This window comes from Rhodococcus sp. IEGM 1341 (genome assembly GCF_030056895.1).
Lineage (GTDB): Bacteria > Actinomycetota > Actinomycetes > Mycobacteriales > Mycobacteriaceae > Rhodococcoides.
Genome location: NZ_JASHKV010000011.1, coordinates 26,881 through 41,180 on the forward strand (window position 1 = coordinate 26,881; position 14,300 = coordinate 41,180).

A 14,300-nucleotide genomic window follows, 5' to 3' on the forward strand; every position below is an offset into this window, starting at 1 on the left:
ACGTATGCGAGGGGTAACCGGACGCGTGACATCGAATTCGACCAGCACCGAGACCGCGGGCACCGATCCGGCAGATTCCGAGGCCGCAGGGACCGGTCCGGAAGGTCCTCGGTTGCCACCGCGTCCGCTCTATCGGCCCTCCGTCGATCCGGTGTCGGCCTCGGTGTTCGGACGTCCCGACGACGTGGACGGATCGTTCTCTCCTCGTAGGCCCGGCGACGAACTTCCCTCGCGCGTATCGGTGCGCCCACCCGATCCTGTCCTCGCCGAGGCGTTCGGTCGCCCGAACGATTCCCATGAATCACTGCAACGAGACCCGAACGCCGAGGACGAGAGCGACACCGCCCCGTCGGCTCCGGCCGATCCGTGGCGCGACCCCACCTCTCGGGTCTCCCTCGGCAGCGCGGCGCTCGATTCCCCGCCCCCTCCCGTTCTTCCACCGGGCACCAAACTCGGTGTGCGAGACGTGCTGTTCGGTCGGTCGGTGTCCGTCCGGGCTCTCGTCGTACTCGGTGTTCTCGCACTCGTCATCGGATTGGTAGGCGGGCTGTTCGGTCGCCTCACCGCCGAGGTGACGGGCGCGTTGACCAGCCAAAAAGTGACGCTGACCCAGTCCAGCGGCGACGACATCCCGCGCGGCCAGATCAGCAACGTCGCCGACGCCGTCCTGCCGTCCGTCGTCTCGATCCAGGTGACGCTCGGCGAGACCGGCGGCACCGGCTCGGGCGTCGTCATCGACGGTGCCGGCTACATCGTGACGAACAACCACGTGATCTCCCTGGCCGCATCCGACCCGGAGAACTCGACCCTGGAAGTGACCTTCTCCGACGGCACCAAGGTGCCCGCCGACATCGTCGGCCGCGACACCAAGACCGACCTCGCCGTCCTCAAGACCGACGTCGGCAACCTCACCGTCGCCGAACTCGGTCGTTCCGACGACGTTCGCGTCGGGCAGGACGTGATCGCGGTCGGCTCGCCGCTGGGATTGAACAAAACCGTCACCTCCGGCATCGTCAGCGCGCTCGATCGGCCCGTGGCGCTGTCGGGTGAAGGCACCGACACCAACGCCGTCATCGATGCCGTGCAGACCGACGCCGCCATCAACCCCGGCAACTCCGGCGGTCCGCTCATCGACTTCGAGGGCCGCGTGATCGGCATCAACTCGGCCATCCGCAGCGAGAGCGGCGGATCGGTCGGCCTCGGCTTCGCGATTCCCGTCGACGAGGTCACCGAGGTGACGCAGAGTCTCATCCGGGACGGCGTCATGCGTCATCCCGACTTCGGCGTCAACGCCCGATCGGTCATCAACGACACCTCCGCCGGGGCGGAAGTGGCCAACGTGCGCTCGGGCGGGCCTGCTCAGGAAGCGGGCATCGTCGAGGGAGATGTCATCACGAAGGTCGGCGACCGCACCGTGGGTAACGCCGACGAACTGGTCGTCGCCGTGCAGGCCACGACGATCGGGGAGTCGGTTCCGGTGCAACTCGTCCGATCGGGACGGCTGGTGGACCTCTCCGTCACGCCGGTTTCGGACTGACGACGTAGGCTGGCAGGCGTGTTCGGCAACATCGGTTGGGGAGAGCTCGTCATTCTCCTCGTAGCAGCTCTCGTGATCCTCGGCCCCGATCGCCTCCCCGGCGCCATCAGCTGGGTGTCCAAGTCGATCCGGCAGGTCAAGGACTACGCCAACGGCGCGAGCCAGCAGCTCAAGGACGAGCTCGGCACCGACTTCGAGGACCTTCGCAAGCCGCTTGCCGATCTCAACCAGCTCCGGGGCATGACCCCGCGCGCGGTGATCACCAAACACCTGCTCGACGGTGACGACTCGGTCTTCAAGAACCCACTCGACGACACCTTCAAGGGCAAGCCCTTCGAGACCAAGCCGAAGAACGTCGGCGGACCGACTCCACAGACCGGAACCGCTCGCAGTGGGGTGTCGATGAGCAAGAACGAGCCGAAACTGTCTGCAGGCGATACCCCGCCGATCGACGCCGACGCCACGTAAGCCTGAATCCTTCGTCGTACGGTCTCACCCGTCTGCGTCAATGGACCACTGCACACGTCTGAGCGCGGCAATGGTTCATTCACGCAGAACCCGCTGCTGCGTGAATGTTCCATTACAGGCGTCCCGGCCGTGCAAGGGTCCATTGACGCGGCGGGGAAGCAGACGCGGCAGTGGGAAGCAGGTTCGGTCCGCTAGAGCTTGCGGGCCGAGTCGATTCCGAGTGACATGCCGACCAGTCCGCGTTCGCGGACTGCCAATTTCGCTGCCACTGCCTCCAGTGCCTGGGCAGCCGGCGATTCCGGGTTGCTCAGCACGATCGGAGTTCCGGCGTCTCCGCCCTCCCGGACGGCGGTGTCGAGGGGAATCTGGCCCAGTAGCGGAACGCTGGCCCCCACCGCCTTGGTCAGTCTGTCGGATACGTCCTGTCCGCCACCGGATCCGAAGATGTCCATCCGGGTACCGTCGGGCAGCTCGAGCCACGACATGTTCTCCACGACGCCTGCCACGCGCTGACGCGTCTGCAATGCAATCGCGCCCGCTCGTTCGGCCACCTCGGCCGCGGCCTGCTGCGGGGTCGTGACGACGAGGATCTCGGCACTCGGAATGAGTTGGGCGACAGAGATCGCCACGTCACCGGTGCCGGGCGGGAGATCGAGCAGCAGTACGTCCAGATCGCCCCAGAAGACGTCGGCGAGGAACTGCTGCAGTGCGCGGTGCAGCATCGGGCCGCGCCAGACGACGGGAGTGTTGCCCTGGGTGAACTGCGCGATCGAGATGAACTTCACTCCGTGCGCCTGTGGCGGCATGATCATCTTCTCGACCTGCGTCGGCCGCGCGTCGTTTCCGAGCATCCGGGGCACGGAGTGACCGTAGATGTCGGCGTCGAGCACGCCGACCGACAGCCCACGGGCGGTCAGTGATGCGGCGAGATTGACCGTCACGCTGGACTTGCCCACGCCGCCCTTGCCCGACGCCACCGCGTACACGCGGGTCAGGGATCCGGGTTGCGCGAAGGGAATGATCGGCTCCGCGGAATCGCCGCGCAGAGACTTGCGTAGTTCGGTGCGCTGCTCGTCGTTCATGACGTCGAGTTCGACCGTCACGGTGCCCACGCCGGCGACGTCGGCGACGGCGTTCTTCACGCGATCGCTGATTTCGGTCTTCATCGGGCAGCCGGAGGTGGTCAGATAGATGCCGACGCCGACCGCGCCGTCGTCGGAGATGTCGATGCTCTTGACCATCCCGAGGTCGGTGATGGGTTTGCGGATCTCGGGGTCGATCACCTTCGTGAGCGCGGTCCGAACGTCGGATTCGGTCAGTACAGCCATTGCCTCATGCTAGGCGGTGGGTTGTGCGCCGATGGACAGCAGGGCAGGCGCGGACGCAATGTCAGTGAATGCGGGGCAGCTGGTCCGAGGACGGGACGATGCCGGTGGCGTAACCCGCCGACCACGCGAGCACGTTCGCTACGTAGGCCATCGAATTGTTGTAGCGCAGGATCGCTTTGGTGGTCGATCCCAGATCGCGCATGTCGGTGCCGTTGTCGCACAGGTACATACCGGTGGCCAGGGCTGCGTCGAACAGGTTCTGTGGGTCGGAGACACCGTCGCCGTTGCCGTCGGCGTGATAGAGGTTCCACGTCGAGGGCAGGAACTGCATGGGTCCCACTGCGCGGTCGTATTCGGCATCGCCGTCGAGCGCCCCGCCGTCGGTGTCACGAATCACCTGGTTGCCGGCGAGGGTTCCGTTCAGCCGGGGGCCGAGGATGGGTTCGTGCAGCTCGCCCGAGTCGTCGACCTTGCCGTTGTTGGCGTGGGTGGATTCGACGCGGCCGATGCCGGCGATGACGGTCCAGCTGATACCGCAACCGGGTTGCTGCTGGGCCAGGATCCGCTCGGCGTTCTTGTACGCCGAGACGTTGACGACCGGGATGGCGATGGGGCTGACGGCGAGGTTGGTGGGTAGCTCGGGTGTGGGCGGGATCTCGGGAACCGGCGCGGGTGCGGGGACCGCGGCGGGCACCGGCTGCTCGGCCTGAGCCACCGGCTGCGCCTGCTGGTCCTGGGCAATCGGCTGCGGAGTCTCCACCACGGAGTTCGATTCCTGGGCGGCCGGGGTGGTCTTGGCCGAGACGAACGGAATGTATTCCGTGGCTCCGGCGCTGGTGGCGGCGGTGACGAGTCCTGCGGGGACGAGACCTGCCAGAGCAATCACCGAATTCCGTCGGACCTTGGAAGTCGATGCTTTTCTGTGACGACCCACGCGTGCTGTACCTCCTGATTTCCCCGGATGACAACCGGGGCCCGACCGATGACCGGGATCGAGGGTACCTGATTCGAGACTGTTCCGTTATCGGGCCGTTACAGAGCGGGCCGCTACGTATCGAGGTCGGGGACCTCCGGGGTGCCCGAGTCGTCCTGCACCCTGGCGGCGGCCTTCTTCCGTGCTTTCTTCGGAGTCGCTGTGGGCTGGCCCGTCGCCTGCTCGAGGAGCGCCTTGATCTCGTCGAGTTCGCGGCGCAGGTAGTCGCGGGTGGCGACCTCGCCGACCGCGATCCGCAGCGATGCCAACTCGCGAGCGAGGAACTCGGTGTCGGCCTTCGTCTGTTGGGCGCGAGAACGGTCCTCCTCGAGCGAGACGCGGTCTCGGTCGTCCTGCCGATTCTGGGCCAGCAGAATCAGCGGAGCCGCGTACGCAGCCTGGGTCGAGAACGCGAGGTTGAGCAGGATGAAGGGATACGGGTCCCACCTGAGATTGACCGCCACGACGTTGAGGAAGATCCAGACGATCACGATGCCCGTCTGGATTGCCAGGTAGCGGCCGGTACCGAGGAACCTCGCGGCCTTCTCGCCCGACCTGCCGAGGTCGAAGTCCACGTTGACGTTGAACATCCGCGATCCGCGCGGAGTGTCCATTCTCTGGCGTGCTGTTTCTTTCACTGTCCGGCCACTTCCTGATCTCGCCAGTCCTCGGGCAGCAGGTGATCGAGGACGTCGTCCACGGTCACGGCCCCGACCAGGTGGTCCTCGTCGTCGACCACCGGGCCGCAGACGAGGTTGTACGTCGCGAAGTATCTCGTCACGGCGGTGAGGCTGTCCTCGGGCGACAAGCGCGGCAGCGCGCTGTCCACCACGCCGCCGACCAGACTCGCCGGGGGTTCTCGAAGTAACTGCTGCAGATGTACGCAGCCGAGGTACGGCCCGGTGGGAGTGGCGGTGGGCGGCCGCACCACGAACACCAGTGAGGCGAGCGCGGGCGTCAGGTCGGGGTTGCGTACACGGGCGAGCGCTTCGGCCACCGTCGTCGATGCGGTGAGTACGACGGGTTCGGGGGTCATCAGACCACCGGCGGTGTCGGGGGAGTGTTCGAGCAGCCGTCGGACAGGTGCGGAGTCCTCCGGATCCATCAGTCGCAGAAGCGATTCCGCTTCGGTCTCGGGCAGCTCTCCGAGGAGGTCGGCGGCGTCGTCGGGGTCCATGGCCTCGAGCACGTCGGCACCGCGGTCGACGCCGAGGTAGTGCATCAGCTCCACCTGATCGTCGTCGGGCAGTTCCTGGACGACGTCGGCGAGCCGCTCGTCGTCGAGGGCCCGCGCCACTTCCATGCGACGCTTGACGGGGAGCTCGCGCATCGCGTTGGCGACGTCGGCCGCTCGCAGGTCCTCGAATTGCATCAGCAGCTGCGCGACACCCTGATCGGGCATCGACAGCTCGTTCTGGGTGAGTCCCTGCACGTGCAGCCAGTCCACGACGTGGATGGCACCGCGGCGCGCCAGCCGCTGACGTTGCTTGCGCACCGCCACTCGCGCGACCACCCAGTCCCGCGTTCGGGTGAGCTCGATACCCAGATCGACGACGATGGAATCGGCGTCGTGCAGCTCGTCGAGTTCGGGGTCGTCGACGCGCACCTTGGAGTCGAGGATCTGGGCGAACACCAGGATCTCGTTCGCGCGCTGGGTGAATCGCCGCAGACTGACGTTGCCGGTCGTGAGTTGAACCGAGTTGGGCTCGATACTGGTGACTCTGAGCATCGGTACGAAAATTCTTCGGCGCGTTGCCAATTCGACCACGAGGCCGAGGACTCTGGGTTGCGCTCTGCCGACCCGCATCGAGATGACCACGTCGCGAACTCGGCCGATGGATTCGCCGTCGGGGCCCAGGACACCCAGGCCGGCGAGCCTGGCCGCGAATACCTTGCTCAGTGCTGCCATGATGGCAAGGTTAGAGGTTGGGCGATACAGACGATGAATCAGACAGGGGTTGTGCTGCGGTGAATGCGTCGGGCATGCGGCGGTCGGTGCTGGCCGTTCCGGGCAGTTCGGACAAGATGATCGCCAAGGCCAAGGGACTGCCTGCCGACGCGATCTTCCTCGATCTCGAAGACGCCGTCGCGCCCATCGCGAAAGTCGAGGCCCGCGCACGCATCGTCGATGCTCTGAACTCCGATGGCTGGGGCGATCAGATCAAGGTGGTACGCGTCAACGACTGGACGACGCAGTGGACGTACGGGGACGTCATCGACGTCGTGTCCGGTGCCGGACGCAATCTCGACGCCATCCTGCTGCCGAAGGTGGAGTGCGCCGCGCACGTGCAGGCGTTGGATCTGCTGCTCACCCAGCTCGAGAAAGAGCACGGACTCGACGTCGGAGCCATCGGAATCGAGCCGCAGATCGAGAGCGCCCGCAGTCTGCGCAACATCGACGAGATCGCGACCGCGAGCCCGCGGGTGCAAACCCTGGTGTTCGGTCCCGCAGACCTGATGGCCAGCGTCAACATGCGCACCCTGGTCGTCGGCGAGCAGCCGGTCGGTTACGACACGGGCGACGCCTACCACCACATTCTGATGACCATCCTGCTCGCTGCCCGAACACACGGTCTGCAGGCGATCGACGGTCCGTATCTGCAGATTCGCGATCTCGACGCCTTTCGCCGGGCGGCGGGCCGGACTGCAGGCCTCGGTTTCGACGGCAAGTGGGTGCTGCACCCGACGCAGATCGAGGCCGCCAACGAGATCTTCGCGCCGCGTCAGGCCGACTACGACAAGGCCGAGATGATTCTCGACGCGTACGAGTTCCACACCTCCGCGGCGGGCGGCGGCCGCGGCGCAGTGATGCTGGGCGAGGAGATGATCGACGAGGCGAGCCGCAAGATGGCGCTCGTCGTCTCGGCGAAGGGACGTGCGGCAGGCCTGACGCGTACGACCGCCTTCGTGCCGCCCACGTCCTGACCGACCGTCAACCTGCTGTGAACCGCTACAACGGGTGTGTCGGTTGTCCGTTTCGGGGCACAATGGAGCCATGACCAATCCCCTCTCACAGCCCGGTCGCCCAGGGCAGGGCCTGCCGACTCCGCCCTCCGGCTGGCCTATCGGTTCCTACCCCACCTACGCCGAGGCGCAGCGCGCCGTCGACTACCTCTCCGACGAAGAGTTCTCGGTGCAGGACGTGACGATCGTCGGTGTCGACCTGATGCAGGTCGAACGCGTGCTCGGCCGCCTCACCTGGCCCAAAGTCATTGGTGGAGGCATTGTTTCGGGTGCCTGGCTGGGAGTCTTCCTCGGCCTGGTCCTCGGCATCTTCAGTGAGAACATCTTCGGAGCGCTGCTGATCGGCGTCGGCGGCGGCATCATCTTCGGCCTGATCTCGGCGTCCATTCCGTACGCGGCCACCAAGGGACAGCGAGATTTCGCGTCGAGCATGCAGTTGGTCGCGGGCCGATACGACGTCATCTGCGAGCCGCGAACCGCGGAGAAAGCACGCGACCTGCTCGCCAAACTGTCGATCTGATCACACCTGGTGGACGACCAGGCAACCGACAGGTAACGGAATAGCCCCAAATCGCCCTCTATGCCAGTGAGTTCGGTTACGTTTCTTTCGTGCACGGCAGTCCCACACAATGTGCTGCGCGAGTAACTGAACGTACGGAGGCGGAAAGTGCCGAGACATCGTGGTCGTAGGCGTGGAAAAGCAACGAGGATAGGGGTGTTGGCGGCAGCGGCTCTGGTCACGAGTCCGTTGCTCGCAGCGTGTGGTTCGTCCGACAGTTCGGTTCCGGTTCTGAGTTTCTACACTGCCGCAGACGGCGCAGAGCAGTACGCCGCTGCGGCACAGGTGTGTTCCGACGCCTCCAACGGCCGCTACCGAGTGGAGCAACGGACTCTGCCCAAGAGCGCCAACGATCAGCGGCTCCAGCTCGCGCGGCGCCTCGCCGGCAACGACAGGACGCTGGATCTGATGACACTCGACGTCGTCTGGACGGCCGAGTTCGCCGAGGCCGGATGGGCATTGCCCGTCCCGGAGGACCTGTCCGAGAAGCTGCGCGACGGTGCCACGCTCGAGGGCCCACTCGCCACGGCAGAGTGGCAGGATCAGCTGTACGCGGTGCCGCTCAACTCCAACACCCAGTTGCTCTGGTACCGCCCGGACGAGGTACCCGACGGAGCGCCGCCGCAGACGTGGGATCAGCTGATCGACGTGGCCGAGGCCAATGCGGCGGCGGGCAAGCCCGCACAGATCGGCGTTCAGGCAAAGCAGTACGAGGGCTTCATGGTCTGGTTCAACTCGCTGCTCGAGAGCGCTGGTGGTTCGGTCGTCGCCGAGGACGGAACGACGGTGACGCTGAACGACACTCCCGAGCATCGCGCCGCCACCGAGAAAGCTCTCGAGATCATCAAGCGAGTGGCCACGGCCGACGGCCGCGATCCCTCGGTCTCGCAGAGCGACGAGGCAACTGCCCGCCTCGGCATGGAATCGGGACGGATGGCCTTCCAGGTCAACTACCCGTTCGTGCTGCCCGGGTTGAAGGAGAACGCCGTTGCCGGTGCCGTCTCGTTCCTCGACCTGTCGACGGTGCCTGAGGATCAGCAGGACGCACGCATCGCCGAGGTCTTCCGTAGCGCGCCGTATCCGGAGGTGAACCCGGGCGAGCCCGCGAAGGTCACCATCGGTGGCTTCAACATCGGCGTCGCGAAGACCACTCAGCACGAGGATCTCGCGTGGGAGGCCGTCGAGTGCCTCACCAACGAGGAGAACCAGCGCAACAACGCCGTCAACGGTGGTGTGCCGCCGGTGCTGAAGTCGCTGTACTCCGATCCCGAGTTCCAGGCCGTCTATCCCGCGTGGGAAGGGGTTCTCGGTTCCATCGAATCTGCGGCTGTGCGACCCGTTTCGCCTGCCTACCAGAGCATTTCGATTCTGCTGACCGATGCGCTCAATCCGCCGCAGAACATCGATCCGGTGGCCGACGTGGACAAGCTCGCAGATTTGGTCTCCAAGGCCGTCAATTCCGAAGGGTTGATTCCATGAGCGCCACCACCGAGTCACAGCCCGCATCGCAGCCTATCGACAAGCAGGCGGCTCTGAAGAACGTCTCCGACGGCAAGAAGGCCGAACGTCGCCTGGGGCTGATGCTCATTGCACCCGCCGCCCTGCTGATGATCGCGGTCACCGGGTATCCGATCATCTACGCGTTCTGGCTCAGTCTGCAGAAGTACAACCTCGCATTCCCCGAGGATCGTGAATTCGTCGGTATCTCCAACTACGTGACCGTGCTGTCCGACGGCTACTGGTGGACGGCGTTCAGTGTGACGGCAGGCATCACGATCATCTCGGTGATCATCGAGTTCATCCTCGGCCTGGCCGTGGCTCTGGTCATGCACCGCACCATCTTCGGTCGCGGACTCGTACGCACCGTGGTGCTCATCCCGTACGGCATCGTGACCGTCGCCGCCGCGTACAGCTGGTACTACGCGTGGACCCCCGGCACGGGCTATCTCGCCAATCTGCTGCCCGACGGTAGTGCTCCGCTCACCGAGCAGTTCCCGTCACTGGCGATCGTCGTACTGGCCGAGGTCTGGAAGACGACGCCGTTCATGGCGCTGCTTCTTCTGGCAGGCCTGGCGCTGGTGCCCGACGATCTGCTCAAGGCGGCGGAGGTCGACGGAGCAGGTGCGTGGACCAGGCTGATGCGCATCACGATTCCGTTGATGAAGCCGGCGATTCTCGTCGCGGTGCTCTTCCGCACCCTCGACGCGTTCCGCATCTTCGACAACATCTACGTCCTCACCCGCGGTAGCAACGAAACCGGATCGGTCTCGATTCTCGGTTACAACAACCTGTTCGGTGCGTTCAACCTCGGGCTCGGATCGGCGATCAGCATTCTGATCTTCTTCTGCGTCGCGATCATCGCGTTCGTGTTCATCAAGTTGTTCGGTGCATCGGCACCGGGATCCGACGACGGAGGCCGCAAGTAATGACCACTGTTACGCCTCGCAAGAAGGTCGGTTGGACGGTCGTCAACGTCCTCGTCCTGCTCTACGCACTCGTTCCACTGCTGTGGATCATCAGCCTCTCGTTCAAGTCGACGGCCACCATCGCCGACGGCAACTTCATTCCTCGTTCGATCACTTTCGACAACTACAAGGGCATCTTCTCGACCAATCAGTTCACCTCGGCGTTGGTCAACTCGATCGGTATCGGACTGATCACCACCGTGATCGCCGTGGTGATCGGCACGATGGCCGCGTATGCCGTTGCGCGTCTGGACTTTCCGGGAAAGAAGGCTCTGGTCGGTGCAGCGCTGCTCATTGCGATGTTCCCCCAGATCTCCCTGGTGACACCGCTGTTCGACATCTCCCGCTCGCTGGGACTGTTCGACACCTGGCCGGGGCTGATCATTCCGTACATCACCTTCGCGTTGCCGTTGGCGATCTACACCCTGTCGGCGTTCTTCCGCGAGATTCCGTGGGAGCTCGAAAAGGCAGCGAAGATGGACGGCGCGACGCCGGCACAGGCGTTCCGCAAGGTCATCGCCCCGCTGGCCGCACCCGGCATCGTCACCGCCGCCATTCTGGTGTTCATCTTCGCCTGGAACGACCTCCTGCTCGCCATCTCGTTGACGGCGACAGAACGTTCGGTCACCGTCCCGGCGGCCATCTCGCAGTTCACCGGTAGCTCTCAGTTCGAGGAGCCAACGGGATCGATCGCAGCGGCAGCAGTCGTCATCACGATCCCGATCATCATTTTCGTGCTCTTCTTCCAACGACGTATCGTGGCGGGCTTGACGTCCGGCGCAGTGAAGGGATAACCGTCATGGCCGAAATCGTTCTCGACAAAGTCACCAAGCTCTACCCCGACGGCGCGGCTGCCGTCAGCGACGTCGACATCACCATCGCCGACGGCGAATTCATCATCCTCGTCGGCCCGTCCGGTTGCGGAAAATCCACGACGCTCAACATGATCGCCGGTCTGGAGGACATCTCGTCCGGCGAGCTGCGCATCGCGGGGGAGCGCGTCAACGAGAAGGCACCGAAGGATCGCGACATCGCGATGGTGTTCCAGTCGTACGCGCTGTATCCGCACATGACGGTGCGGCAGAACATCGCCTTCCCTCTCACGCTCGCGAAGCTCTCGAAGTCGGAGATCAACAGCAAGGTCGAAGAGGCAGCCAAGATCCTCGACCTCAGTCAGCACCTCGACCGCAAGCCGGCGAACCTCTCCGGCGGTCAGCGTCAGCGAGTTGCCATGGGCCGCGCCATCGTTCGTACCCCCAGTGCGTTCCTGATGGACGAGCCGCTGTCCAACCTCGACGCGAAGCTGCGCGTGCAGACTCGCGCCGAGATCTCACGTCTGCAGAAGCGGCTCGGCACCACCACCGTGTACGTCACGCACGACCAGACCGAGGCCATGACCCTCGGCGATCGCGTCGTGGTGCTGCGCGGCGGATTGGTGCAGCAGATCGGTTCTCCACAGGAGCTCTACGACAAGCCGCGAAACCTGTTCGTGGGCGGCTTCATCGGATCGCCCTCGATGAACTTCGTTCCCGGACAGCTCACCGCGAACGGTGTCTCGACCGCGCTCGGTGAGATCGACATCCCGCTCGAGCGGATGGACGCGATCAAGGCCAAGAACCCGGGTCGCGAGGTGGTCGTCGGCATCCGCCCCGAGCACTTCGAGGACGCAGCCCTGATCGACGGCTACCAGAAGATGAGCGGTGCCACCTTCACCGCCACCGTCGACGTGCTCGAGTCGATGGGTAGCGACAAGTACGTCTACTTCACGCTCAAGGGTGCCCGGGTCGAATCCAGCGAGCTGCAGGAGCTCGCAGCCGACGCTGGTATCGCCGATCTCGGTGGCGCACAGGTGGTTGCCCGCCTCGCCGCCGAGTCCAAGGCCGCCGAGGGTGGTCAGGTGGAACTGTGGTTCGACCCGGCGAAGATCTCGGTGTTCGACCAGGCCTCGGGTGCGAACCTGACGCTGTAAGTGCCTACGGCAGTGGTGCGGTTGAGTACCCGCTGGGGCACATAACCGCACCACTGCGCAGCACTCAGAACGCAGAGCCGGTGCTCGGCAGCTGGTAGCCCTGGAAGAAGTTGTATGGCACCACGTTCGGTGCCGGATTCTGCAGCTGCGGTGCCGGTGCCTGGGGGAACAGCTCGGGGAGCTCGAACTGGTTCGGCCCGTCGTTTCGGTTGTCGTCGTATCGGGTGTGATTGTCGCCCCGATCCGTCCACAGTGGATCGGCCGACGCGGTGCCTGCCATCGCCACCAGAGGAATGGCCACCAGAGCCCCGGTCACTGCTGCGCGGGTGAGGATCTTTCGGGTGTTCATGTGTTCCCTTTCGTCGGTGTTCGTACTTCTCCGACGTTAGGTCGACACGGTGGGCCCGCGACAGGGAAAACTGCTACCTCCCAGCATATTACGAGCTTTCTGCCAAGGAGCGTCGCGCGTGATTTCGTTTGTCTTCCCTGGTCGCGGCACGGGCAGTGGTCAGGTCGTCGGCGCAGACCTGGCAGTACTGCCAGCCGGAACGGCCGGTTCGCTGTTGCCGCCGACCACCGATTCGCCGGTGGTCGGAGTGCTCTTGATGGCCAGGGCCGCCAGTCCGACGACGAGACAGGCCACCGCACCGGCGGCGAAGGCCGCGGTGTAGACGATTTCACGGGCGACCCCGGTCCCGTCGATGGTGAACATGGCCAGTGCGGTGGACAGTGTTGCGCTTGCGATCGACGTGCCGACGGTTCTGACGATCGAGTTGACGCTGTTGGCCACTCCGGTGTCCGCTGCATCGACCTCGGCCATGAGCAGGTTGGGCAGGGCAGCGAACGCGAGACTGACGAACACGTTGATGACCACACCGGCGGTGATCAGTTGCCAGGTGTGATCGTGAGCCAGCGCGACGAATACGAAGCCGACCAGCCCGATCACCGCACCTGCGATCAGAACTCGACGCGGCCCGAAGGACCGGATGAGACGACCGCTGAGGACGGCGGCGACCACGCCGACCGCTGCACCGGGTAGCAGGTAGACGACGCTCGCCTCGAGAACGTTGGCGGTGAAGCCGTAGCCCGCCACAGCTCGTGGTGTCTGCACGAAGTACGAGCAGGCGAGGAAGTTGACGAACATCCCGATACCGACGAACACGGTGGCGACGTTGGTGGCGAGCAGCGGACCGTGGGTGAGCATTCGGGGCGCGACCAACGGTTCGGCGGTGCGCTTCTCGAGCAGCCACCAGAGCGTTCCCGTCAGTACACCGGCAAGGGCGCAGCCGATGGTGGCCACCGAACCCCAGCCCCACGTGCGGCCTTGCGTCAGCGCGAGGAACAGGAGCAGGAGGGTCACGGCGAGTCCTGCCGCACCCCACCAGTCGACGGTGCCACCGCTGGTCTTCGGTCGCGCGGGCACGCCGAACCAGGCGATCGCTAGGGCCAGCACGACGAACATGACAGTGAGCCAGAACACGCGGTGGTAGTCGGCTCCGTTGGCGGTGAGCAGCCCGGTCAGTACCAGTCCGAAGCCGCCGCCGACGCCCAGTGTCCCGGACAGGACGGCCATCGAGCCGACGAGCTTTCGTGGGGGCATCTCGTCGCGCAGTACGGCCAGCGCAATGGGGAACAGGGCATAGGACACTCCCTGCAGGACGCGACCGACGATCAACCAGAGCAGCGAGTGCGTGAGGGCCGCGAGCAAGGACCCGGCGAGGACGACGGTGAGTACACCGATGAGCACCGGCCGCTTGCCGTGCAGGTCGGCGAGTCGGCCGATGACGGGGGTGGCAATGACCGCTGCGAGGAGGTTGCCCGTCAGTACCCAACCGGCGGCCGTGGTGCTGACGCCGAGTTGGGTGCCGATGGTTCCGACGATGGGGACGACCATCGTCTGCAGAACGGCGAGAGTCATGACGATGAAACAGAGTCCGGGCAGCAGTATGCGGCGGGTGGACATGGAAGAACTACCTCGTTACCTGTCGAAAATGCACTAGAACCGACGCAAATAAATTGTTGAATGCATCTAAGTGA

Annotated in this window: 14 protein-coding genes; 8 read left to right on the forward strand and 6 right to left on the reverse strand. The window is 65.0% G+C overall.

Annotated elements, in window-relative coordinates; genetic code table 11:
* Positions 1 to 4 precede the first annotated feature (4 nt).
* Both QM615_RS19855 and tatB read left to right on the forward strand, forming a co-directional pair.
* Positions 5 to 1,537, forward strand: coding sequence for a S1C family serine protease (locus tag QM615_RS19855; protein WP_394855413.1), 1,533 nt, complete (start codon positions 5 to 7; stop codon positions 1,535 to 1,537).
* An 18-nt stretch (positions 1,538 to 1,555) separates the two neighbouring features.
* Positions 1,556 to 2,005, forward strand: a complete 450-nt coding sequence (gene tatB, locus QM615_RS19860; RefSeq protein WP_068053096.1) for a Sec-independent protein translocase protein TatB — start codon at positions 1,556 to 1,558, stop codon at positions 2,003 to 2,005.
* Positions 2,006 to 2,196: 191 nt separating this feature from the next.
* Here tatB and QM615_RS19865 read toward each other — a convergent pair whose 3' ends face one another.
* The 4 genes from QM615_RS19865 to QM615_RS19880 form a co-directional block, all read right to left on the reverse strand.
* Positions 2,197 to 3,333: an Mrp/NBP35 family ATP-binding protein gene (locus QM615_RS19865; RefSeq protein ID WP_068053099.1), complete on the reverse strand. Its 1,137-nt coding sequence runs from the start codon at positions 3,331 to 3,333 to the stop codon at positions 2,197 to 2,199.
* Positions 3,334 to 3,394: 61 nt separating this feature from the next.
* On the reverse strand, positions 3,395 to 4,267 hold the full coding sequence (locus tag QM615_RS19870) for a lytic transglycosylase domain-containing protein (RefSeq protein ID WP_188078850.1): 873 nt from the start codon (positions 4,265 to 4,267) through the stop codon (positions 3,395 to 3,397).
* Between the two features lie 113 nt (positions 4,268 to 4,380).
* Positions 4,381 to 4,920 (reverse strand): DUF1003 domain-containing protein, encoded by a 540-nt coding sequence (locus QM615_RS19875; protein ID WP_149407932.1) that lies wholly within the window; start codon positions 4,918 to 4,920, stop codon positions 4,381 to 4,383.
* A 20-nt stretch (positions 4,921 to 4,940) separates the two neighbouring features.
* Positions 4,941 to 6,215: a magnesium transporter MgtE N-terminal domain-containing protein gene (locus QM615_RS19880; RefSeq protein ID WP_068053108.1), complete on the reverse strand. Its 1,275-nt coding sequence runs from the start codon at positions 6,213 to 6,215 to the stop codon at positions 4,941 to 4,943.
* A gap of 74 nt (positions 6,216 to 6,289) precedes the next feature.
* Between QM615_RS19880 and QM615_RS19885 the strand changes: the two genes are divergently transcribed.
* The 6 genes from QM615_RS19885 (at position 6,290) to QM615_RS19910 (ending at position 12,263) form a co-directional block, all read left to right on the forward strand.
* The gene (locus tag QM615_RS19885) at positions 6,290 to 7,231 is read left to right on the forward strand and encodes an HpcH/HpaI aldolase/citrate lyase family protein (protein WP_283347835.1); all 942 of its coding nucleotides are present in this window, start codon (positions 6,290 to 6,292) and stop codon (positions 7,229 to 7,231) included.
* A 70-nt stretch (positions 7,232 to 7,301) separates the two neighbouring features.
* Positions 7,302 to 7,790 (forward strand): YflT domain-containing protein, encoded by a 489-nt coding sequence (locus tag QM615_RS19890; RefSeq protein ID WP_057475533.1) that lies wholly within the window; start codon positions 7,302 to 7,304, stop codon positions 7,788 to 7,790.
* A gap of 195 nt (positions 7,791 to 7,985) precedes the next feature.
* Positions 7,986 to 9,308: an ABC transporter substrate-binding protein gene (locus tag QM615_RS19895; protein ID WP_149407934.1), complete on the forward strand. Its 1,323-nt coding sequence runs from the start codon at positions 7,986 to 7,988 to the stop codon at positions 9,306 to 9,308.
* Entirely contained in the window at positions 9,305 to 10,255 is a 951-nt protein-coding gene (locus QM615_RS19900) for a carbohydrate ABC transporter permease (protein WP_149407935.1), read from the forward strand. Before QM615_RS19895 ends, QM615_RS19900 begins: the two co-directional genes overlap by 4 nt.
* Positions 10,255 to 11,088: a carbohydrate ABC transporter permease gene (locus QM615_RS19905; protein WP_032375916.1), complete on the forward strand. Its 834-nt coding sequence runs from the start codon at positions 10,255 to 10,257 to the stop codon at positions 11,086 to 11,088. The genes QM615_RS19900 and QM615_RS19905 overlap by 1 nt, the downstream gene beginning before the upstream one ends.
* Positions 11,089 to 11,093: 5 nt before the next feature.
* Positions 11,094 to 12,263, forward strand: coding sequence for an ABC transporter ATP-binding protein (locus QM615_RS19910; protein ID WP_094641297.1), 1,170 nt, complete (start codon positions 11,094 to 11,096; stop codon positions 12,261 to 12,263).
* Between the two features lie 64 nt (positions 12,264 to 12,327).
* On the opposite strand, the gene QM615_RS19915 is transcribed toward QM615_RS19910, so the two are convergent.
* Both QM615_RS19915 and QM615_RS19920 read right to left on the reverse strand, forming a co-directional pair.
* Positions 12,328 to 12,612, reverse strand: coding sequence for a hypothetical protein (locus QM615_RS19915; RefSeq protein WP_149407936.1), 285 nt, complete (start codon positions 12,610 to 12,612; stop codon positions 12,328 to 12,330).
* Between the two features lie 159 nt (positions 12,613 to 12,771).
* Positions 12,772 to 14,226, reverse strand: a complete 1,455-nt coding sequence (locus QM615_RS19920) for an MFS transporter (protein ID WP_149407937.1) — start codon at positions 14,224 to 14,226, stop codon at positions 12,772 to 12,774.
* Between the last annotated feature and the right edge of the window lie 74 nt (positions 14,227 to 14,300).

Coding starts and splice junctions, on each gene's coding strand:
- QM615_RS19855 (WP_394855413.1), top strand. CDS start 5: ATGCGAGGGGTAACCGGACGCGTGACATCGAATTCGACCAGCACCGAG.
- QM615_RS19865 (WP_068053099.1), bottom strand. CDS start 3,333: ATGGCTGTACTGACCGAATCCGACGTTCGGACCGCGCTCACGAAGGTG.
- QM615_RS19875 (WP_149407932.1), bottom strand. CDS start 4,920: ATGGACACTCCGCGCGGATCGCGGATGTTCAACGTCAACGTGGACTTC.
- QM615_RS19880 (WP_068053108.1), bottom strand. CDS start 6,215: ATGGCAGCACTGAGCAAGGTATTCGCGGCCAGGCTCGCCGGCCTGGGT.
- QM615_RS19885 (WP_283347835.1), top strand. CDS start 6,290: ATGCGGCGGTCGGTGCTGGCCGTTCCGGGCAGTTCGGACAAGATGATC.
- QM615_RS19890 (WP_057475533.1), top strand. CDS start 7,302: ATGACCAATCCCCTCTCACAGCCCGGTCGCCCAGGGCAGGGCCTGCCG.
- QM615_RS19900 (WP_149407935.1), top strand. CDS start 9,305: ATGAGCGCCACCACCGAGTCACAGCCCGCATCGCAGCCTATCGACAAG.
- QM615_RS19905 (WP_032375916.1), top strand. CDS start 10,255: ATGACCACTGTTACGCCTCGCAAGAAGGTCGGTTGGACGGTCGTCAAC.
- QM615_RS19910 (WP_094641297.1), top strand. CDS start 11,094: ATGGCCGAAATCGTTCTCGACAAAGTCACCAAGCTCTACCCCGACGGC.
- QM615_RS19915 (WP_149407936.1), bottom strand. CDS start 12,612: ATGAACACCCGAAAGATCCTCACCCGCGCAGCAGTGACCGGGGCTCTG.
- QM615_RS19920 (WP_149407937.1), bottom strand. CDS start 14,226: ATGTCCACCCGCCGCATACTGCTGCCCGGACTCTGTTTCATCGTCATG.